Source organism: Paraburkholderia sp. PGU19, from assembly GCF_013426915.1.
In the GTDB taxonomy this organism is placed as follows: Bacteria; Pseudomonadota; Gammaproteobacteria; order Burkholderiales; family Burkholderiaceae; genus Paraburkholderia.
Window position 1 is genome coordinate 572,392 of record NZ_AP023183.1, and the last position, 21,169, is coordinate 593,560.

Below are 21,169 nucleotides of genomic sequence, written 5' to 3' on the forward strand. Positions count from 1 at the left end.
AATCGAGCATTCGACGCTCCCGGCTCACGCACGAAGGCATCACAGGCCTTCCGCCACTAAAGCGGATGATGGGTCAGCTTTCATCGTAGTCGCAAAAAAGCCTCGCCCCGCGCGTTGTCAGCCGCCGCGAAGATGCCGGCAAGTTCGCAGCTGCTCGCAACGCATTCGAAGCTGCTGTCTTCGAAGGTGAAAATGAAATGGCGCAGCGCAATGGCCGGTGAAATGTTCGGCCACCATTCGACAACGAGACTTGATGCCAGTACCTCGTATGCGCCATAAGGACGCAAACCTTTTGCATACAGGACGTGCTGAGCCAAGTCCTCGTCGCTGGGTGGACCGAGGCTCTGGAAGACGGCGCCATTGAACCGGATAACGCAAAAAGGTTCCTCGTTCTGGACGAAGGAACCATACCGGGCCCAGTCGGAAGGTGCAATGCGGTAGACGAGGATGGCACGACCTTCCTCAGCCATGACAGACGGTTCCGTCGATGCCGATGCGGGCATCGGAACCGTATCGAGCAGCACAGGCATGTCGCCTGCCCCGCCCACCAGCGTCCCCGTTGTCCCCGAATTCACGGCACATACGCATCAAAAACCGCTTACTTAGCAATTCTAGCGAAATCCGAATCATAGGGGGAGAGGCGCGTGCCATCGTCAGCGACCATTGGCCGCCGATGCGGGCCGCTTCATCATACAAAACAAAAACAATGCGCTACCGGATGCGGGACTGCCCTCCAGAATTCCCGGCAATGCGCCGGTCATGGTCAGGGGCGCCATGATACATACCGAATTTCGCGTTGTCGTCAGTGACCGGCCGCGCGGACTGTATAAGCGGCCTGACGCTTGAAAATTTTGCGCCGCGTCTTGAAATTCCCCGCAGACGCCCTATCTTAAACATCGCTCAGGCAGTCGTTCGTGAACTCCGTTCTCGGGCGCTGCGTGTTTCAACCTTGCTTGTCCGCGGCTATGGGGCAACCGGACTGAAGATGCCGGTTCGCTTCCTTGCCGCCCGAGGAGAATGCGACCATGGGTGACGTTTACTTTGGGACCGACCTCTTCAGCAACCTGGACCGGTTGCAACGCCAGATGTCCAGCCTGTTCGGCGGCTATTCGTCAAGCCTTCGTTCCAGCCGGTTCGGCACCTTTCCCCATATCAACATCGGCACGACCGACGACACGGTAGAAGTCGTAGCATTCGCGCCCGGCGTCGACCCCGCGAAGCTCGATATTTCCGTTGACAAGGGTCTGCTCTCGATTGCCGGCGAGCGGATGACGCGAGAGGCCGAGTTGCCAGCCGGCTCGCGGCAGTACGCACAGGAACGCTTTAACGGTTCTTTCCGGCGCGTCGTTGAGCTCCCACAGCAGGCCGACCCTGACAAGGTGACGGCACGCTACGTCGACGGCTGCCTGCTGATTTCCGTGGGCAAACGCGAAGTGTCCAAACCCCGTGCCATTGCCGTCCAGTAGTGAGGTGACATCATGAGCGACAACACGCAAATCGCCCAACGCGACGAGGGCGCCATGACTCGTGCGGAACCGGATGACGCACGCCGGCGCATTACGCTCACACCCGCCGTCGACATTTTCGAAGACAGTCACGCGGTCACGCTGCTAGCCGACCTGCCCGGCGTCCCGAAAGAAAGGCTGGAGGTCAGGGTTCACGACGGTAGCCTCACCATCGAGGCCGAATCCGTCGTGCCTGTGCCGCCAAATCTCGCGCTCTCGCACGCTGAAGTGCGGGCGCCTTACTTTTCGCGACGATTTGCCGTCAGCGAAGACTTCGATACGTCAAGGATTGACGCAAGCCTGAAGGACGGCGTGCTCAAGCTAACTATTCCGCGTCGCGATGAAGCAAAGCCCCGCCGGATTGAGGTCCGTACAGGCTGATTGCCCAACTCAACGATTCAGACAAGTCGACTGCGACATGCGACGTGCCACCGCAGTCGAGTTGTAGTCGATGGATTTCGGAGCGTGCATGGACGGGACAACGGGGCACAAAGAACGCGGTCCCCTGCAGGAACGCCGTTTGCTATGACGTAGAGTCTCGCCGCCGATTTGCGTCCTGGTATTGACGCCCCGACATGCTCGCGCGGAGTGTGCAGACATGAACTTCGACGTCAATACATCCCCGATGGACATCGGTATCCGAGCCGCGCACCGCGAGTCACTGATTACCGCCGAACTTGCCTCACGAGCAAGCCGGCGTCCAAACTATGGCGCAGAAGCCAAAGTTCTGCGACGGCTTGCGCATGCGCTGGCAACCTCCGATACCGCGATGCTCGACATGCTGGCATCGGAGGCCGCTCGCCTGTGCCGCGCTGGCAGCGCAGGAATCAGCGTGCTGGAGTCGCCACCGGACCGGCCTGCGAGCTTCCGTTGGGCGGCGTTGGCGGGTTTTTGTGCGCCCCTTCTCAATACCTACCGCCCGTTTGACGACAGCCTGTGTGGGGTGACGCTGACGATGGGCAAGCCCGAGCTTTTCAGGACACCGCAACGTTATTTCCCATCCATCGAAGCCGTCTCGCCACCCGTCGTCGAAGCCCTGCTGGTCCCCATTCCGGTCGGCGACGGTCCCTGGGGCGCCATCTGGGTCATGTCGCATAGCGAAAACGCCCGCTTCGACGCGGAAGACCTGCGGTTGCTGACGAGCCTCGCGGACTTTACAGGCGCAGCGATGCAGGTCGCGCGCATGCAGGCGCTGGCTGAAAAGCGCGCAAACGAAGCGGAAGAGGCTCAGGAGGCCTTGCGCCGGGCAGAGGAGCGCACCTACGAGTTCATCGCCACACTCGGCCACGAACTCAGAAGTCCCCTTGCGCCTCTCATCTCGTCGCTCGATATCCTAGGAATGCTTGAGAACAGCGGGGCCGCGGCGTCGCGCGCGCTCGAGATAGCGCAACGGCAAATGGGCCGACTCAAGCGGTTGATTGAGGACCTGCTCGACGCGGCAAGAATCCGGCACGGCAAGGTAGAGGTGAAAATGGACACCTGCCAGCTCGCTGATATCGTCTGGGACGCCGTGAACGCCGTGCAACCCGCAATGGACGCACGCAAACATCAGCTCAGCGTCCATTGTCCAGTCGAGCCGATAACGTTGCGCGCAGACGCTGCCCGATTGACCCAGGTCCTGGTGAACCTGCTCAGCAATTCCGCCCGATACTCGCCAGATGGCAGCCACATTGACCTCGCCGCTTTTGTCGGGCATGCGCCTGGCGGACAAGGGGTGACGTTCCCGGATGCAGTGCAATTCACCGTGACGGATAACGGATACGGCATCCCGCCCGACAAGCTTCCCTATGTGTTCGACATGTTTACCCAGCTCGGCTCGCGATGCTCGACCGTGGATTCCGGTCTGGGAATCGGACTGGCGCTTGTCAGATATCTGGTGGAATGCCATGGCGGCACAGTCTCCATTGCAAGCGGTGACGGACGGAAAGGCACGGCCGTGACGGTTGTGCTCCCGGTACTTGAACGGCTTCATGTTGTTTTGTCGCCCCGCCTGGCAGGACAACGCGAATGAGCGAGGAAACAGGTCAGTTCGTACCGTGACGCCTTTTTGCCGTGCATGCGAGCCCGGCCGGAGCACTTCCAAACAGAGACGAGCGAGTCAACTCCCGGCTTGCCTGGCACGCCGGCAAGCGCGACCGGGACAGGTTCTGTCCGAAAACCCGGTTGCGCAGTCCGATAGCCGGCGTCGGCAACTACGGCGAATCAAGTAATTCATGAGGACGAGGGGGCGACATTGCGCGCCCCAGAATGATAGTGAAACCCTCGGGGAAGTCGCGTGCGGAGTCTCTGTGCGCAAGTGCACGAATTGCAGCATCGCATTCCGAGGCAAGCTTTAGCGACCGCCGCGAACGGATATCACTTGCCTCGCTCAGGCCTGTAGTCAGGGTATGGCGTCCAACACTGGCACATATACGATGCATGTGACGAGCGCCTACCAGCGGTTCTGCTAGCGCACTCGCCGCGGGGTTTCCGCGTCGGGACCGGTTACCACCGCCCCACGGGGAGGTACCGACCCGGCGGCCACCCCGCGTTCGACGGTCGGCTGATGCCGGTAACCGAGGGCTCCTGCGCCAAGGGCAATAACAGCACCGATAGCCAATGCGGCCACGGAGAACCAGCTCGCGCGGGCGACCGCTCGTGTCGCAGTGTCCGCTGTCTGTCGTGCATCGGCTTCCGCCTGTGGGCTGGAGGTCACAGCGGCGACTGATGCAATAGCGTTACGCGCCTGCTGCGCGAGCGCATTTACCGCGCCGCTCCCCGCATTCGACTGGCTCGCGGCCGCGCCAACCGTCGCACCCGCCGACGCGATATTCCCCGCGACGCCGACCGCGCCGCCGACCAGTGAAGCCATCCCGAACACGACAAACAGAATCATGACCGCCCAAGCGAGTAGTCCATGCATCCAGCCAAGTACCGGCGCACACCGACCGGCGAAATAGGCTCCGGCAAACACGGAAACGACAGTTGTCGCTATCAGCCAGACGCCTGACCCGAAACCAAACGTCCGGGCGGGGTTCGGCTGGGATAAGGGGCTAAGCAGTGAAGCTCCGATTGCTGCACCCAGCACGCTCATCAGCAGATAAACAACGAGCGAGATGACGACGCCCGTGAATCTGCACCCCACGAAACGCGGGGCAATCCTTCCTGCGTTACTAGAAGTTGCATGGCCAGTCTCCCGTTGAATCACCATTCCGCCGGACAAGCCCGGCACCCACCAGAGCGCAAGCGTCGTTCCACCGTTGCTACCAACTACGCCCCCGACATCAACGCTAGCCAGTTCCGGTCGCCAGACGAAATTGAAAAGGATTTCGCGGACCCCGTCAGCTTCCCGCCTGCCAGAAGCTGCCATCTTGGAACAGTTCAAGTTGCTCTGGGATGAGACCAATGCTTGTGTCATCCGGGCTAGGGCTGTCGCATCTCCTTGCGGTTCTGATAGCCCGCGCCATGCAGGTCGCACGCTGCCGCAGCGGTCATCCCACCAGAGCGAAGGCTTGAGGATGTGACATTACTTCTGTACAGCAGTATTTTTGCCGGGCGCCTACGGTACGGCCTTTCCGAACACCGACGCGCATAGAGCCCAACGCCTCATCACCTTTGCCAAATGCAGGAAGAAAATTGCAAAGTGGCAATTGAACCACACTCGCCGCGCTACCCGCACCTTGCCAGGAGTCCGGCCAGGGGTCGCATCCATTCTGGCCAGACGCAGGTAGCAGCTATACGGGCTTGCTGCAAGCTTCTATTTGCCAAGTGCTTCCGCCGCGACCTTCTCTTCTGCGAGCAGCGACAGCTTTTCATCGGTGCTCTTTTCTTCTTTTAATGTTTCGGCCAGCAGTTGCGCGGCAGTTGCCTCGCCTAACTGGTTCGCCAGCGCAATCAGAGAACCGTACGCAGCGATTTCGTAGTGTTCTACCTTTTGCGCGGCGGCAATCAGCGCCGTATCGAGAACAGGGCCTTTTTCAATTTCATCAATCTGCTCCTGTCCTTCCTCGACGAGCCCTTCCATCGCCACACATTTGATGCGTTTAAGCTTTACGCCGGTCGCTGCGACCACTTGGTCTATCCGCTGAATCTGTCCGTGTGTCTCTTCAAGATGGCCTTCGAACGCCGACTTGAGGTCCGGGCTCGTTGACGCACGCGCCATCTTTGGCAGCGACTTCGTCATCTGTTTTTCGGCACTGTAGATGTCGGATAGCGAATGGATAAACAGGTCCTTCAGGGTCTTCGTCGTCATGGCCTTCTCCTTTGAGTAGCGCAGAACCGTAATCACCGTGACTGCGGTGACATCCCAGTGCATCCGATGTGCCCACCGACGCGTTGCAGGAGTTCTGGCGATTACAGGCGAGTCTTCGATTCAACGTACTTTCCGGTACAACTAGGGCCAACAGCGCGCATCAACGCCTTGCCAGCGCCCGGCAGGTGCAGCAATGGCGAGGTACATATGATGCGCGATTAACCGACTGGCGCTTTGAACGAGCACGTCGAGGTTGGCCGGTTTGCGGAAATAGACACACCCGCACGGAGGACCATCCGCGGGTTCCGGCAATGCCGAGAGCAGGATGATGGGTAATTCTCGCGTGGTCGGCCGGCTCCTGACCTGACGGCACAGGTCCAGACCATCCATGACAGGCATTTCCCAGTCGCTCACGATGAGTCCACGGAAACAGCACGCAAGTTTGTCCAGCGCCTCTTTCCCGTTCGTCGCGAGCTGAACGCTATAGCCGTTTGCTTCGAATACCGACTTAAGCGGCAACAGGTTGTCAAGCTCATCGTCAACCAGCAAAACTGTAGGCATAAGACTTTGGCCCGCCTCGAAAATCCATCGTCTCCGTTTCCCGCAACCGTGTACCCATCGATGCGGCCAGGCGGGAAAGCGACAGCGCCGTTGAACCAGCACTCGCGCCGTGGCCTAACCAGGGAATTGGGCACACGACATGCTCTGCGCTATGCACCGCGACCGCCGGTCGCTTCGTTTGGAGATGCACGATGAACAAGGACCAAGTCAAAGGAACTGCGGAGAAGGTCAAGGGTAAGGTTAACGAGGCCGTTGGCAAGGCGACGGGCGACGCAGCACAGGAGTTGAAGGGCGACGTGCAGCAAGAGGTTGGCCATACCCGTAAAGACGTTGGCGATGTCAAGGAAGCCGCGAAGGACGTGCGCAAGCATTAGCGCGAGTCCTGCGTCCGTAGTGGGCAGCGCTGAGGCTGCCCCTTATTTCTTGCCGCATTGGATCGCCGTCTGCCTCCGCTCGACCAGTTTGCAGTTCTGCTGGAGTCCGGCACAACTGTGCAACTGGTTGGCTATGCTGGCGGATTAACATACCGCTTGTACAATCGAATGACCTATTGCTTCGACCTCGAACATGAGTGCACGGCCAGACGGCATCCGCACGAGATTGCGCAAGCGCGACCCACCATCGCGGTAACCCACTTCCTCCGGACTGCCGGGCACGCGAGCCGAGCGGGTACCGGCGAGTGGCGACGACGCACCTCATATTGATCAAGGCCGCATTCGCCCTTTGCGGCCTCGAATCCCACCTCAATTTCCCATCGCCTGCCGGCGACGTTGACCAGCGTCTGACGGGTAACCTTGGTGCGGGGTGCGTAGACGACGTAATACGCGTGTTAACGGGTCTCGTCGAGACTACGTCGCACCAGCAGGTAATGCCCAAAGCGACGCTCCTCGGCGCTCAGTTGCAGACGCCATAACGGCGTGAGTGCTCAGTCATATAGTCGCTCACCTTTTGCGCCGATTCCCGCCGAAAGGCGGCGCCAGGCCTGTGGTGGCAAGGCTTGCGCAATCTTGTCGGGGCGCACATAAGTCGGGCCTTGCCACCACAGAGGTTCGCTCTTCTTAACCGCCAGCACGAATGGTTGCGCGCGCGACTCGAGCCACAGCCGCAAGGGACGGTCACCGCCATACACCTCATCTCCGGTGACCCAGCCGCAGGGTACTCCCGAATCCAGTGCCCGTTCAAGCATCCGGCGCGCGAGCTGCGGCTTGGTTGCAAAGCCCACGGTGTCAGGGATACCCGCTGCCCGGCAACGAGGACGATCATCGATCCACGACTGGGGCATATACAGTTCCCGGTCAATAAATGCGCTACCCCCGTCGCCTGCGTAGCATAGGAACACTCCGATCTGGCTATTCTCGATGCGACCTGCTGTACCACTGTATTGGCGCTGTACACCGGCAGAGTGTTCACCCTTCTTGAGGAAACCCGTCTCATCTATGATCAGCACGGCATCACGCTCGCCGAGTTGTTCAACGACATAGTCGCGAAGGATGTTGCGAGCTGCGTCAGGATCCCACTGTGCCCGCTCGAGAAGGTGCTGCACGCCATCGGGTGTGGCTTCGCCGATCCATTCTGCGAGCTGCCAGCCGTTTTTGCGCTCGACTGAGCCCAGCAAACCTTTTAGATAGGCTAGCGAACGCTGTCGCGGTTCAGCACGCCTGAACAGGCCAGCCAGTCTCCCATGCAATTTATCCAGTTCATGTTCCCATGCTTTTGCAATCTCTTTCATAGTGTCCTATACAAAGTAGTAATACTAACTTAGTATAGGAAAAATGACTACGGCTGTAGTGTTAGAGACGGATTCAAAAAGGCTACTCCGTCCGTCTGAAGATGTTCCAGCAGACGAGGGAGCAACCGAGTTTGAGAAATGCTTCGTGAATGTCGGCCCGACGTTCGAAGCGAATGCGAAGACGACGGAAGTTGTGAAGCCACGCATGAGTACGTTCGACAACCCAGCGGAATTTGCCCAGACCACTGCCGTGTTCTGTCCGGCGCCTGGCAATCACCGGCTTGATGCCGCGCTCGCGAAGTTTCCGGCGATGCGCCTCGGAGTCATAGCCACGGTCTGCGTAGATGACCTTGGGTTTCTGAAGCGGCCGGCCACGTACGCCACGAACCGGTGGAGTGGCGTCAACCAGCGGCAGCAGTTGGGTGACGTCGTTGCGATTCGCGCCTGTCAGAATCGCGCTGACAGGAACGCCATTGGCGTCTACGAGGATGTGGTGCTTGGAACCTGGTCGCGCGCGATCCGTGGGGTTCGGACCAGTTTTTCGCCCGCCCCAACGGCTCGCACAGATGAAGAGTCGACGGCTGCTCGCGAGAAATCCAGTTCGCCTGCCTCGCGTAACTTCGCCAGCAGTAGCTCGTGCAATCGCTTCCACACGCCGGCCTTCTGCCAGTCGCGCAACCGTCTCCAGCAGGTTGACCGAGCCAAATCCCAACTTTGTCGACAGGTCGTCACCTTTGCGCGCTTGATGGTCATGTCCAGCCGTGCTGCAAAGGCCCGTCTGGAGCGACTGTGTTTGAGCGTGCCTTGCAGATGTACATCAAGATTAAGACCACGATTCATGGCGTGTAACCCTCGGATAAATCATCCTGACCAAAACTGTCTACTTCAGGCTACGAAGGTGTGACATCACTCCGACGATGCTTTCAGTCCCACGACATCACCAGATTCATCCGGCTTAGTCTCCGCTTTAAGTTAAACGCACGCCGACCGTCGCAGCGGTTTGGTTTTGCGAACTTGACGTGCCACCACTCGAAGTGGGATTGTAGATGTATGCGTTGCGGCCGCTAGAAGCGTGCTGGTACACAACCTGAGCGCGAGTACGCCCGCATTCGTCCTCTGGGTGCCTCGGCCCATGACTGGCTCACGTCTTTGGCCGCTGGCGCCGCGCGCACCACGGCCGAGCTGTCCGACATCGTCAACGTGCTGCTCGAGGAACTCGTGTGGCATCGCTACGAACTGCCGCCGCTCGCCTCGCTCTTGCGCATCGCCAGCCACGCCCGTAGCCAGCTCAACGAGGCCACCGTAGCCAGCTCAACGAGGCCATCTACCGCGCGTTCGCCCAGGCTCTGGACGAACCGCTGCGAACGCGGCTCGACGACCTTTATAAAACTCGGGCGGCCCGCACGCCGTGGGATGAGCTCAAGCGGGAGCCGAAACGCCCAGGCCATTCGATTGCGCGAAACGCATGCACCCGCGAAGCCTTTTTGCGAGCGGTTCGGCGTCATGCAACCGCCATTTTCAGACCAACTCCGCTATTTAACGGACTCGAACGGAACAGGAAGAACGGCGCGCCCGCGTAGTCGTCGCTAACGGCACCCGCTGCGTTGACTGTGCCCGGCGCGTCGAGCTGAACGTAGGCTGCGGCGATCTGAAAACGACCGGCGACGTACCTTGCGCCCGCGCTAAACGCACGATTGACGGCAAACTCACCCGACGCGTTGCTAAACGCATACAGCGCTTCGAAATCGACACCGCGCATCGTCGGCGATACGTACTTGATTGAATTGCTATAGCGCCAGCTGCGCATCAGATTGTCTGCATCGCCCGGAGTCGCGAGAAGCCCGCCGATCGCCACGCCGGCCGAATAGGCGGTCAGGTAGTCCCAGAACATGTCGTACTGACGGCCTGCGGTCAACGTGCCCATGGCGTTGTTCGACAGACCCATATACGCTTGCCGGCCGAACATCCGTCCACCCTGTCCGAATTTTCCGTTCGTGACGTCGAAGCCGTTCTCCAGTTGCGCGACAGCTTTCGTCCCGCCGCCAAGATCTTCCGATATCTTGAAGCCTAGCCGGTTGTTCTGGTTCGCCCCGCTCAGCAGCTTGAAATTGTGCGCGCCCTGTTCGTTGTTCACCTAGGTCAATCCTTCTGACACGAGTCCATAAAGGGTCACGCTGCCTTGCGCAAATGCCGATGATGATGCGCAGAAAGTCGCCGCAAGAATCGCGATTTTATTCTTCACTGACGGTGCTCCATCCATAGGAATACGAATTTTATTTTTTAAACTGATTCCACAGCGTTTCTCCTTCGTGTCGGATCTGATTCGTCTAGTGCGCCTGCGGAGCAGCGTGCGACAACCTCGCGACACCCGGCGTGACTGCACCCGCAAGCAGCGTAACGACCGACGCCACCATCACATACAACGCCGGCGACGCGAGCGATCCCGTTTCACGAATGAGCATGGTGCCGAGCAACGGCGCAAAGCCGCTGAACGCCACGACCGCGACGTTATAGGAAAGCGCGATGCCGCTATAGCGGATCTGGACCGGAAAGTGATCGGCCAGCACGGATGCCCACGTACCGCTCGCCAACGAAAACACCAGCGCCGCGAGTACGAAAAGCACTACCAGATTCACGCTATGCGTGCTCAGTGCGAGATAGAACGGATAGCTCAGCACCAGCAACAGCACCGCCGACGCACGCAGGATATAGCGGCGAGGCACCTTGTCGCCGAGCCAGCCCGCGAACAGCAGACCCACCGAACTGACGATGAGATACGCGTTTTGCGCCAGTGCTGCCGTACGCGGTGCGTAGTGCAGTTGTTGCACGAGAAACGCAGGCATATGTCCATAAAGAATCCCGTTGACACCTGCCATCACTGCGATCGCCATCACACCCGCGATCACCTGCCGCCCGTGATGACGCAAAGTCTCCCGGAACGGCTGCTTGACCACCGCGCCGCGCATCCGTTCGAACTCGGGGGATTCATCGAGGTTCCGGCGCATCCAGTACGAGACGATTCCGCACAGGCCGCCAAACAGGAACGCGACACGCCAGCCATAAGCAGCCGCATCGGCACTCGACATGCACGCCTGAATGGCGAGATTCACCAGCGTCGCGAGCAGCACGCCGACATTCACGGCACAGATGATCACCCCGGCGGCGAGTCCTGCGCGTTGAGGCGCAGCTTCAACTGCATAGGTAATGGCGCCAGGCATTTCACCGCCGACACAAAAGCCTTGCACGACGCGCAGCAGAATCAGGATGATGGGCGCCGCGATGCCCCAGCTCTGATAGTTCGGGAGCAGACCCAGGCCTATCGTGGCCGCCGTCACGACCACGATGGATATGAGAAACACGGGCCGGCGTCCATAACGATCGCCCCAGCTACTCAGGACGATTCCACCCAGCGGCCGTATTACATACCCGATTGCCAGCACCGAAAATGAAAACAGCAAACTCACCATCGACGATGCATTAGGAAAGAACTGCCCCGCTATATAGTGCGCAAAAAATCCATAGACGATGAAATCGTAGAACTCCAGCGAGCCGCCGAGGCTCGCGATGAGGATCATCTTCCACTGTGCGCGTGAGATGCCGGACGCGACATGTTGATTGCGCGTGACACTGACTTCGATGTTTTCCACTGACTCCTCCAGATAAGGACGTTTGGCTCTTCGGCCAAATGCGTGTAGATGGCTAGATGCGTGTTGTTGTCATGCGAGTTCGCTCTGCAAATGAGGAAACGCGTCGCACATCAGCGCGCGCAGGCTGTCGGCGGCGCTATGGGCCATTCCGTACACGTAACGGTCCGGTCTCACAAGAATCGCTTCGGCACCCGTTTCACTGAGCCACTCGCGCAACGCGGGCGCTTCGTCATCGACGACCGCGACGTCAGCTCGGGCCGCGAGTTCCACGATGTCGGGATACATCGCGCGCAATCCGGATGCGAGCAGCAGTGCGTAGCGGTAGCCCACGCTGTCGTCCAGCAAACGTTCATCGCTCAGACGTGGCTGACGTGCAATGGTCCCCGCGAATGTCTGTTGCCTGCCGAGATGCGCGCCCTCGCCAAGCCTCGGTTGAGGCGTGACGAAGTTGCGTATCGCCGCCGTGGCTTCGTCGTCAGTCGTTGTGCGGACAGATGGACGCGACTGGATCACGTTGCCCAGTTCGACCGCCGTCTCGATGAATTCGCGCACATGGGGCGAGCGCTCTGTTTCATATGTGTCGAGCAGGCTGTCGTCACGATCGTCGCGAATAACGTGCTCGAGCTTCCACGCCAGATTGCTCGCATCGCGAATGCCCGCTGCCATGCCCTGCCCCATGAAAGGCGGAGTCTGATGCGCGGCATCGCCCGCCAGCAGCAGGCGCCCGTTGCGCCAGCCCCGCGCGACAACCGAATGGAACGTATAGACAGCCGAGCGTTCGATCGTCGCGACTTCGGGCGTGATCCAGCGCGAGAGTTTGTCCCACAGCCATTCGGGCGACTGCAGGCGCGACGTGTCGTCGCCCGGCATCACCATCAGTTCCCAACGCCGGCGATTGTCCGGTCCGCGCGTGTAGGTAGACGGCCGCTGCGGATCGCAATACTGGATCGAATAGTCGCCCAGATCGGGGCGCGGCGTTTTCAGCAAAACATCGACGACGACCCATCGCTCATGCGACTTGAGATCGTCGAGCTCGGTGCCCATAAATCGGCGCACGATCGAGCGTGCGCCGTCGCAGCCCACTACGTAGCGCGCCGTCGCGTGCCGCAACTTCCCGCAGCTCGTGTCTTCAAAGCGGATCGACACGCCCTCGGCCGTCTCGTCAAGGGCGAACGCTTCATGCCGCAGCCTGATGTCCACGTTCGGCTGAGCGGCAAGCCACGCGCGCAATACGCGATCGAGGTCGGGCTGATGAAACTTGTAGCTCGGGCACCAACCGAGCGGGCCAATGCAGGTAGGCCGCTGCCAATCGATTAGCAGCTTGCCCTGCGCGTTGATGAACTTCATTCCAGGCCCAACGAAGAGGTTAGGCAATAACGCATCGGACAGCCCGATGGTCTGGAATACACGCATGCACTCAGCGTCGAAGTGAACCGCGCGGGGCAGCGCAAAGACGTCCGCGTCCCGTTCGAGCACGAGGACTTTCATTCCCTTCAGTGCGAGCAGATTGGCAAGCGTTGCGCCCGTCGGCCCCAGGCCGACCACCGCGACGTCGTACTCGCCGAGGGTGGGTTGTGTGGGTTGTTGCATGTTGATCTTCCTCTTTGACGAGGGGCGCCGTGCGCCCCGCGCGGACACGCTCAAGCCTCGTCGGCGACCGGATTGCGCAGCACGCCGACGCGATCGACTTCGACTTCGACGACATCGCCCGCTTTCATGAACAGCGGTGGGTTGCGCTTTGCGCCGACGCCGCCCGGCGTGCCCGTGACGATCACGTCGCCAGCAAACAGCGGCGTAAAGGTAGACAGGTAGGCGATCTGTTTCGCGATGCCGTGGATCAGCATGTCGGTCGTGGCGCGCTGCACTTCCTGGCCGTTGAGACGCGTGACGAGCGTCATGGTCGTGTTCGGCTCGATCTCTTCGCTCGTGACCATCCAGGGGCCGAAAGCGCCTGTCCGGTAGAAGTTCTTACCCGGTCCCCACTGGCCCGTGTGCCGTTGCCAGTCGCGTACCGATCCATCGTTGTAGCAGCTGTAGCCCGCAATGTGATTCCACGCATCGGATTCCGCGATACGCCGCCCGCCGCGCCCGATGATGACGGCAATCTCGCCTTCATAGTCGAACTGGGTGGACTCGGGCGGCCGCAGCATCGGCTGATCCGCGCCCACCTGCGAAGCGGGCAAACGCATGAAGATCACCGGATTTTCCGTGGTCTCGCGATTCGTTTCCTTCACGTGTTCGGCGTAATTCAGCCCTACGCAGAAGATCTGCTCAGGGTTCGGAATCACAGGCTCGAGCGTGACTTCAGCCAACGGGTAATCGCCTTTGTCTTCGTTGATGACGGCTTGGACTTGCGCGAACGCATCCGCAGCGATGAGCGATTTCAGATCGGCATAGCGTCCATCAAGACGTTTGCGCAGATCGAAGACCGAGCCGTTATGGACCGCGCCGAATGATGAGCCTTGATGGGTCGAGAAGCTGACGAGTTTCATGGTGCTCCAGTGATAAAAGTTGGACGTAAGACGATTCGCGAGCGCTGATTTATTAGTGCGTTTATCGCTGTTTGAGAATACACTACGAAAAATGCAGTTCACAACGCGATTTTTACCAGGGTTTATCACTACAACTGGAGGTGACATGTCATCGACCACTCTCGGGCGAGCCGGACTCTCGCTCAGCCACATGGGTTTCTACGTCAACGACATGGCGAAGATGGAGGACTTCTACGCGCGCGTACTGGAGTTCACGGTGACGGACCGGGGCAGTCTCGACACGCCGCACGGCAAGGTTGGCCTCGTGTTTCTAAGCCGGGACCCGGTTGTCCATCATCAGATCGTGCTGGCGAGCGGGCGGCCCGCGCAGTTGCCATTCAATCCCATCAATCAGATCTCCCTCGAGGCGGACAGCCTGGCTACGCTGAGGCTTTTCTATCGGCGTTTCGTGGAAGAAAAGATGGAAGAGATCTCGCCGGTTACGCACGGCAACGCGATCTCGTTCTACGCGCGCGACCCCGAAGGCAACCGGCTGGAGATCTTCATCGATACGCCATGGTATGTGGACCAGCCGATGCGGGTCCCCGTCGATTTCGCATTAGCCGACGACGCGCTGATGGCTTCCGTCGAACGGCATGCGCGAGAACTGCCGGGCTTTCGCCCGCGCACGGAATGGGTGGCCGAGATGGCGAAAAGGATGGGTATTGGTTGAAACCCGCGCCGCGTTGACACTGCTGATGCTTAGAGCAATCAGCCGTCGTGCCGGCGCTAGCCTTCGATCACGGCTCGCGCACGCGATGAGGTGCGGGCCGCCGCTTCCTTGATGTTCTCGATCAGGCGGTCGAGATTGAGAAGTTCGAGGCGCTGACTCGGCACGATCAGCGCCAGTGAACCGACGGCTTCGCCGGAGTCGTCCGTGAACAGCGGCGAAGCGAGCGCCGATACGCCGTCTTCCAGTTCGCCGTTAGACAGGTACACCCCTGCGCGCCGTATCTTGAGCAGGTTCGAGCGGAACGCTTCCAGCGAATCCCCGAGTCCACTCGACTTGATTTCCTCCGCATGCTGCTCGAACAATGCGGCCAGCTTCGCTTTGGGGAACGTCGAAAGGATCGCCTTGGGCGCCGCACCCAGAAACAATGGACGTGGCCGGCCGCGGCCGTACCGCAGATCGAGCGTGGTGTCGTGCGTCTCGCGATGCGTGTCGACCAGTTCGTCGCCGTACCAGCGGGACATCACCACGTCGAAGCCGGAGTGCGACGCCAGCTCGCGCATGATCGGCTGTCCCGCCTTGAGAAGCGGATCGGACATGCGTAAATGGTAGTCGAGCCGGATGATGCGCGGACCCAGACCATACTCGCCACCCGTGAAGCGCAAGAGCATCCCGGATTCGACCAGTTCCCGCAAATAGCGATAGGCGCTCGGCACTGAACAGTCGAGTTCGGCTGCGACCTGTTCGGCCGTCAGATAGAGCCGCGACTCGGTAAATAGCTCGAGTAGGGAGAGTAGTTTTGCAATGCTCGACATTGAAAGCCGGTCTCGATCAAGGGCTATTGATTATACCGACCACATTGTCTCCTGCCCGAATAATGGACAACAGCCTCAGATTAACGGGCATGGTGTGGAAACAAGCTGGGAGCAAGTATATCTGTATAGGAAGGGTATGCCGCCGTCCAAATGGCGGCTGACGTAGAACGAAGGGGATCCGTCTCCGTTGTGTCAGGAATTGTGTCAATCACGGGCGCCCAGCCCGTCGCCCGGGAAAATGCGCTGAGGGAGCGTTAAAAACCTTGGGGTTTCAGCGCAGGGCGCCTAGGATTTCGCCAATCAAGGCCGCCGGAGTTGGAGATGAAAATCACAATTCGCGTCGAGATCACCACTGATTGGGATGAAACAGATACGTTCGAAATCTGCCAGCTCGAACGTCCCTATCGCCAACTTGAGCCGGAGAAAGTCGGGCTGTCGTTGGCCGAAGGAAAAGATTTGCTGCACAGGCTCCAGAAGGTTGTGGTCGCAGGTGGATACGGTCTTCGGCACCGCGCCCTTTCGCATTGCCCGGATTATCTGCTGTCCGTGCGAGAGGCCGTTGCAGATGGAGTATCCGTACAGTCCGATGACCGAATTCATTCCGGAGCGGGCGACCGCGGAACTACTATCGCTTGAGGCCAGGCTTTCGGCACAGATGCCGTATCGGCAGGTCGTTACAGTGATACGCGAGTTCCTGCCTGCGCGGGCGACACTGAACCATGTGACCGTGCGAAACAGGGCGCTACGCGTCGGTGCGCGTATAGAAGCGGTTCAGCCAGCTGCATGTCGCGCCCCGAAGGAAGAGACGGAGTGGACCCTGACCGTCGACGGAGGATTCGTTCGAGGGCGACGTAAATCTGAATGCCCCAGCTTTGAGGTTTTAACGGGCCGCTTGAGCGCCAGAGGGCAGACGTCGCGCGTATTCGCGTTCGTGAGAAACAGGTTGCCGGATATCGTGGCCCGGCTCACCACCCTTGTGACGACCACAACCGGAAGCGATTAACCGAAACTGTCGGTCATCACCGATGGTGCCAGTGGCCTGCAGTCAATCGCCTGTCGATTGCCGTTTTCTCCTACACCTGTCCTGGACCGGTTCCATATATCAATGAGGGTGAGGTATCTCGAGCAGATCATCAAGGGCATGCGTGCACGAACGGAAACGGAAAAGGCCGCCCGACGTGTGCTGATCTCCCGCGTTGACAAGCTGCGCCGGTGCTTCTGGCATGCCAAACTGGAGAAGGCGAAAGACCGGATGCAGGGCATCCTGCTCCTCTGTCGAGTGATCGTGGCTGAAACGCCGGGCGTTGTAGAAAGTCTGGCGCAGCTCGACTACCGGACTCGAGAGCTTGTTGAATACGTCGAAGCGAATGGCGGCTCAACGATCAACTACGGCGCATGACACCGCCTTGGCAAACCTATCTCGACCGCCACGGCCGAGTCTGCAGTCAATCAGGTGCTCTCTCGTTTTCCCAGTAGATCACGTACGGAACCGTCAACTCGCCCGGGGCAACTAGATGTTGAACATTGATCCCGTGGCTGAACGCATATCCCATGTAGAGCGCCAAGTGCTCTTCATTTACAGCGGAACTCAGTCGCCTGGGATTGAAAAAATTGCCGAATTTGATCACACATTCCCCATTCCTTACTGGATCAGCAGATTGTCAACCATTCACGGCCACACGTCGAGTGACTGCGATTGGCCGAAAACGGAAGAGCGCTCACTCCACGCCAAGGCTACGCACAACGCGACGGGATCGCTGACATCGAACCCTACTGACGTCGCGCTGCGCTAGGCCCGGGGCGGCCGATCGACTTATGGGCGACGTCGGCGGCCCACTCGGCGCAGCCAGCAAGGGTGCGCGTCCGCGTCGACTTTCCAAACAGGAACTCGCGCACGGGAAGCTCGCGTTGTGGAAGACTAAGATCACCGCAAACTGCTGAATAGCTGAATCACCAGATCGCGCAGCCAGCGATTTCCCGCTTCGTGGTGATAGCGGGCGTGCCAGTGCTGACGCACTGCGAATCCCTCCACCGGCATCGGACACGGATGCACTGACAGGTCATTCACCTTCGCCAGCGTCTCGCCGATATGCCGCGGCAGCGTGGCAATCAGATCGGTGCTCTTGATGATGGCCCCGAGCCCGAGAAACCCCGGCAGCTCGAGTACCACGTCCCGTTCAACGTTCTCGCGCACGAACGCCTGCTCCAGCAGTTGCGCTCCCGTCCCTGCCGCGATCGCGACATGACCTTCCGCGCGGTACTGCTTGAGCCCGAGCTTTCCGCGCACGCGCGGATGATGCTTATTGATCAAACAGACCCAGTCCTGCGTGTATAGCTGCTGCTGGTAAATACCACCGCCAAGCCAGGGTATGTGGCCGATCGCGAGGTCGGCCTCGCCCGATTCCAGCGCCCGCTCGGTATTTCCGTCGATCCTGGCCGCTTCAAGACGGATTCCCGGCGCTTGCGCACGTACGTGCGCCAACATTCGAGGAAGGAGCGTGATGTGGCTCGCGTCGGTCATACAAATGCGGAAGCGTCGCTTCGCGGTGGCTGGATCAAACGCAATTTCCCACGCAGCGAAGCGACGAAGTGATTCGAGAATTTCCCTGCATGGGCCAATCAACGCATCCGCTTGTGGTGTGGGCGCCATGCCACCCGGTGTCCTGATAAACAGCGGATCCTGCAAATGCTCGCGCAGGCGGCCCAACCAGATGCTGACCGTAGGCTGACTCTGCCCAAGCTGCTCGGCTACGCGAGTGACGCTGCGGACGTCGTAGAGGAGATCGAACAACTGGAGCAACTTGAGGTCGGGAAGCTCGTCTGAGTTCATAGTACTATTGTTCTACGCAATGACGCTATTGTAATCATTGCGTTGTGGGAATGGACGCTGGCTTGTATCGTGGGCACTACGTCGACGAGCGACGATTGAGAATCACGATTCCGGGCCACAGCACGTCATGAAGAATCTTCCACCTTCGCGGGCTAGCACACCCTGCGATTCCCCGGCGTCCGGCATGGAGCCGGATCTGATGAGACGTCAACTCGTGAGCAGACCGGGAATAACAAAGGCATCGAATTGACACGCCTGCCCGCTATTCCGATGACGGCTGAAGCCGGGGTCGCGCTGATGGTCGCAACGACGGCAACGTTCGCCGCGAGCGATTCCGTTGTCAAGGCCATCGGGACGGCTGTACCGCTCGTTGCCCTGCTTCTCGGACGTTACAGTTTCCAGGCGGTCGCCCTGGGCGTCTGGCAGGCACGGCGTGGCGCCCAGCATTTTCGCGACGCCGGTGTGTTGAAACTGCAACTCCTGCGCGCTCTGCTTCTCCTACTCAATTCAGCCTGCACATTTGCGGGCTGCGCTACCTGCCGCTGCCCGTCACCACATCGCTCGCGATGTTGGCGCCATTGATTTCGACGATGCTTGCCGCGATCCTGCTTAACGAGAACGTATCGAACAGCAAATGGTCGATGGTCGTTCTGGGCTTTATCGGGATGCTGATCGTGGTGCGGCCGGGTAGCGGCGAATTCAGCTGGACAGTCGCTTTTCCTATCGGCGCCGCAACCACCTTCGCATGCTTTCAGGTCGTGTCCAGCAAGCTGTCAACCGCCGGTGACCCGATCACCACCAATTTCATTACTGCACTGGTTGCCAGCCTTGTGCTTGCCGCATTGCTGTGGGTCGATCAGGCAGGCCTGCTGCCTGAAATCCGCAAGGTGACGATCGGCAGTTGGTGCCTGCTTCTCGTGATGGCGACGCTCGCAACCTTTGGCCATCTGCTGATGCTGCAGGCATTGCGCAGAACGCCGCTGGCCGTGCTCACTCCGTTCGGCTACGCACAACTCGCTTTCGCAACGCTTTTCAGCTGGGCGTTCTTCGGCAAGGTCCCCGACATATGGACTGCCTTGGGGATGATCGTCATCGCCCTGAGCGGAATGGGCACCGTGTTGCTACACGCGCGCGGCCGGCTTCGATAGACATCTGCGAACGAGCCGTGCCTCTCCCGGCGTGGCTGTGCGCCGATCGACAAACACCAGGTCACCATCTGTATTGCCTATCGCAATGACGTCATTGTATCCATTGCATATCCGACATGAGCATCGAATCGTATCTTGATCTCCATATTGAGGAGACGGCAGTGAAGATTGCAATTCTGGGTGCGGGTGCTCTGGGCTGTGCCATCGGCGCGGCGCTGACGGAAGGCGGCAACGAGGTGTGGTTGCTGAACCGCTCGGCGGCGCATGTCGAGGCGATGCGGCGCGACGGTCTGCGCGTAGACGATGCGAAAGGTTCGCGTCGTGTGGAAGTCAAGGCCACGACGCGCGCCGCCGAGGTCGGCGCAGTCGATCTGGTGGTCGTGCTGGTCAAGTCATTTCATACCGATGCGGCGATGCGCGGCGCCCTGGCGCTCATCGGACCCGACACGCTGGTCCTGTCGTTGCAGAACGGTCTCGGGCACGAAGATGTGCTGGCGGATATCGTGGGTCGTGGACGCGTGCTGGCCGGCAAGACCTATGTCGGCGGCGTGATGCGCAATCCGGGGCACATCGAGTCCGGCGTCGCTGGCAAGGCGACTTACATCGGCGAACTCGGTGGCGGGATCACTCCCCGCGTGATGGCGATCGCTGAAACCTTCAACGCCGCCGGGCTGGCCACCACCGTCAGCGACAACATCGTCGGCACGATGTGGGACAAGTTGCTCGTCAATGTTGCAACGGGCGCGCTGACAGGCACCACCGGCCTCACTTACGGCCAACTCTACGATGAGCCGCTTCTGAAGACGGTTGCGCTCGCGGCAGTCGCCGAAGCAATCTCAGTCGCTCAAGCCGCTGGCGTAACGCTCTCCACCACTGATCCTGAACGCCCGTGGACGCTCGCTGGCGAAGGCCTTTCTTCTGCCTTCAAGACCTCGATGCTGCAAAGCCTCGAAAAAGGCTCCATCACTGAAATCGACTTTATCAACGGCGCGGTCGTGCGCTGGGGACAACGGCACGGCGTGCCGACGCCCGTCAACGCGACGCTGGTCGCCTGCATCAAAGGCATCGAGCGCGCCATGACCGACCGACAACGCAGGGAGACAAATGCATGAACGGCAGCAAGGCATATCTGGAGCATGTCGCCATCTGGGTGAAAGACATTCACTGGCACATCCGCTTTTTCGAAGACGTGTTCGGCATGACGATGCGCGAGGTCGACGGCACCGTCGAGGAACCACGGCAGTACTGGACGCTCGGCGGTCTGCAATTCATTCATAACCCGCACCATGACGCGCCCGAAGGCCGCCTCGGTCATCTCGGCGTGATGTGCGAAGACATGGAAGCGGCGCTCGCCGCCGCGCAACAGTATGACGTCAGCGAAATGCCGCAAGGACGCAACTGGTTGCGCCTGCCGGACGGCCTCGCCGTCGAACTGATTCAGGCCAAGCCCGCTTCATGCGTGGCGCGGGCACTGGACATCAATCCGCGTGCGGAGGTTTGAG

18 protein-coding genes and 5 pseudogenes are annotated in these 21,169 nt (G+C 59.9%); 10 read left to right on the forward strand and 13 right to left on the reverse strand.

Features of this window, described 5'->3' with window-relative positions; translation table 11 throughout:
• Positions 1-80: 80 nt before the first annotated feature.
• Positions 81-530 carry a hypothetical protein gene (locus tag H1204_RS49640; RefSeq protein ID WP_180736479.1) on the reverse strand — a complete coding sequence of 150 codons (450 nt, stop codon included), beginning with the start codon at positions 528-530 and terminating at the stop codon, positions 81-83.
• A 495-nt stretch (positions 531-1,025) separates the two neighbouring features.
• Between H1204_RS49640 and H1204_RS49645 the strand changes: the two genes are divergently transcribed.
• The 3 genes from H1204_RS49645 to H1204_RS49655 all read left to right on the forward strand — a co-directional run bounded on the left by H1204_RS49645 (position 1,026) and on the right by H1204_RS49655 (position 3,516).
• The gene (locus H1204_RS49645; protein WP_180736480.1) at positions 1,026-1,466 is read left to right on the forward strand and encodes an Hsp20/alpha crystallin family protein; all 441 of its coding nucleotides are present in this window, start codon (positions 1,026-1,028) and stop codon (positions 1,464-1,466) included.
• Positions 1,467-1,478: 12 nt separating this feature from the next.
• On the forward strand, positions 1,479-1,886 hold the full coding sequence (locus H1204_RS49650) for an Hsp20/alpha crystallin family protein (protein ID WP_180736481.1): 408 nt from the start codon (positions 1,479-1,481) through the stop codon (positions 1,884-1,886).
• A 217-nt stretch (positions 1,887-2,103) separates the two neighbouring features.
• Positions 2,104-3,516: a GAF domain-containing sensor histidine kinase gene (locus H1204_RS49655; RefSeq protein ID WP_180736482.1), complete on the forward strand. Its 1,413-nt coding sequence runs from the start codon at positions 2,104-2,106 to the stop codon at positions 3,514-3,516.
• Positions 3,517-3,951: 435 nt separating this feature from the next.
• Here the strand turns inward: H1204_RS49655 and H1204_RS52490 are convergent, their stop codons facing one another.
• The 3 genes from H1204_RS52490 to H1204_RS49670 form a co-directional block, all read right to left on the reverse strand.
• Positions 3,952-4,380 carry a hypothetical protein gene (locus tag H1204_RS52490; protein WP_243469152.1) on the reverse strand — a complete coding sequence of 143 codons (429 nt, stop codon included), beginning with the start codon at positions 4,378-4,380 and terminating at the stop codon, positions 3,952-3,954.
• Between the two features lie 861 nt (positions 4,381-5,241).
• Complete coding sequence (locus H1204_RS49665) at positions 5,242-5,736, reverse strand: ferritin-like domain-containing protein (protein ID WP_180736483.1); 495 nt, start codon at positions 5,734-5,736, stop codon at positions 5,242-5,244.
• Between the two features lie 141 nt (positions 5,737-5,877).
• Positions 5,878-6,297: a response regulator gene (locus H1204_RS49670; RefSeq protein WP_180736484.1), complete on the reverse strand. Its 420-nt coding sequence runs from the start codon at positions 6,295-6,297 to the stop codon at positions 5,878-5,880.
• A gap of 191 nt (positions 6,298-6,488) precedes the next feature.
• On the opposite strand from H1204_RS49670, the gene H1204_RS49675 reads away from it, so the two are divergent.
• The gene (locus H1204_RS49675) at positions 6,489-6,671 is read left to right on the forward strand and encodes a CsbD family protein (protein WP_180736485.1); all 183 of its coding nucleotides are present in this window, start codon (positions 6,489-6,491) and stop codon (positions 6,669-6,671) included.
• 314 nt (positions 6,672-6,985) lie between these two features.
• Here the strand turns inward: H1204_RS49675 and H1204_RS49680 are convergent.
• The 3 pseudogenes from H1204_RS49680 to H1204_RS52495 all read right to left on the reverse strand — a co-directional run.
• Positions 6,986-8,026, reverse strand: a pseudogene (locus H1204_RS49680) (IS701 family transposase); the annotation flags it as partial.
• Positions 8,027-8,108: 82 nt separating this feature from the next.
• A pseudogene (locus H1204_RS49685) lies at positions 8,109-8,753 on the reverse strand (IS5 family transposase); the annotation flags it as partial.
• A gap of 240 nt (positions 8,754-8,993) precedes the next feature.
• A pseudogene (locus H1204_RS52495) lies at positions 8,994-9,119 on the reverse strand (porin); the annotation flags it as partial.
• Here H1204_RS52495 and H1204_RS53205 point away from each other — a divergent pair.
• Positions 9,119-9,471 (forward strand): annotated as a pseudogene (locus H1204_RS53205) (Tn3 family transposase); the annotation flags it as partial. The pseudogenes H1204_RS52495 and H1204_RS53205 sit on opposite strands and share 1 nt — an antisense overlap.
• A 56-nt stretch (positions 9,472-9,527) precedes the next feature.
• On the opposite strand, the gene H1204_RS49695 reads toward H1204_RS53205, so the two are convergent.
• The 4 genes from H1204_RS49695 to H1204_RS49710 form a co-directional block, all read right to left on the reverse strand.
• On the reverse strand, positions 9,528-10,160 hold the full coding sequence (locus H1204_RS49695; RefSeq protein ID WP_180736487.1) for a porin: 633 nt from the start codon (positions 10,158-10,160) through the stop codon (positions 9,528-9,530).
• Positions 10,161-10,353: 193 nt separating this feature from the next.
• Complete coding sequence (locus H1204_RS49700; RefSeq protein ID WP_180736995.1) at positions 10,354-11,601, reverse strand: MFS transporter; 1,248 nt, start codon at positions 11,599-11,601, stop codon at positions 10,354-10,356.
• 141 nt (positions 11,602-11,742) lie between these two features.
• A complete protein-coding gene (locus tag H1204_RS49705; RefSeq protein WP_180736488.1) occupies positions 11,743-13,263 on the reverse strand; it encodes a bifunctional 3-(3-hydroxy-phenyl)propionate/3-hydroxycinnamic acid hydroxylase in 1,521 nt (506 codons plus the stop codon).
• Between the two features lie 50 nt (positions 13,264-13,313).
• Positions 13,314-14,165, reverse strand: coding sequence for a fumarylacetoacetate hydrolase family protein (locus tag H1204_RS49710; protein ID WP_180736489.1), 852 nt, complete (start codon positions 14,163-14,165; stop codon positions 13,314-13,316).
• Positions 14,166-14,310: 145 nt separating this feature from the next.
• On the opposite strand from H1204_RS49710, the gene H1204_RS49715 reads away from it, so the two are divergent.
• Entirely contained in the window at positions 14,311-14,877 is a 567-nt protein-coding gene (locus H1204_RS49715; protein ID WP_180736490.1) for a VOC family protein, read from the forward strand.
• A 56-nt stretch (positions 14,878-14,933) separates the two neighbouring features.
• Here H1204_RS49715 and H1204_RS49720 read toward each other — a convergent pair whose 3' ends face one another.
• Positions 14,934-15,689, reverse strand: a complete 756-nt coding sequence (locus tag H1204_RS49720; protein ID WP_180736491.1) for an IclR family transcriptional regulator — start codon at positions 15,687-15,689, stop codon at positions 14,934-14,936.
• A 321-nt stretch (positions 15,690-16,010) separates the two neighbouring features.
• Between H1204_RS49720 and H1204_RS49725 the strand changes: the two are divergent.
• A pseudogene (locus H1204_RS49725) lies at positions 16,011-17,151 on the forward strand (ISKra4 family transposase); the annotation flags it as partial.
• A gap of 462 nt (positions 17,152-17,613) precedes the next feature.
• On the opposite strand, the gene H1204_RS49730 reads toward H1204_RS49725, so the two are convergent.
• Complete coding sequence (locus H1204_RS49730) at positions 17,614-18,519, reverse strand: LysR family transcriptional regulator (RefSeq protein WP_180736492.1); 906 nt, start codon at positions 18,517-18,519, stop codon at positions 17,614-17,616.
• Between the two features lie 566 nt (positions 18,520-19,085).
• Between H1204_RS49730 and H1204_RS52500 the strand changes: the two genes are divergently transcribed.
• From H1204_RS52500 to H1204_RS49745, 3 genes are all read left to right on the forward strand, one after another.
• On the forward strand, positions 19,086-19,667 hold the full coding sequence (locus H1204_RS52500; protein WP_346015809.1) for a DMT family transporter: 582 nt from the start codon (positions 19,086-19,088) through the stop codon (positions 19,665-19,667).
• A 161-nt stretch (positions 19,668-19,828) separates the two neighbouring features.
• Entirely contained in the window at positions 19,829-20,779 is a 951-nt protein-coding gene (locus H1204_RS49740; RefSeq protein ID WP_180736493.1) for a 2-dehydropantoate 2-reductase, read from the forward strand.
• Positions 20,776-21,168, forward strand: coding sequence for a VOC family protein (locus tag H1204_RS49745; protein WP_180736494.1), 393 nt, complete (start codon positions 20,776-20,778; stop codon positions 21,166-21,168). The genes H1204_RS49740 and H1204_RS49745 overlap by 4 nt, the downstream gene beginning before the upstream one ends.
• The last annotated feature ends 1 nt before the right edge of the window (position 21,169 follow it).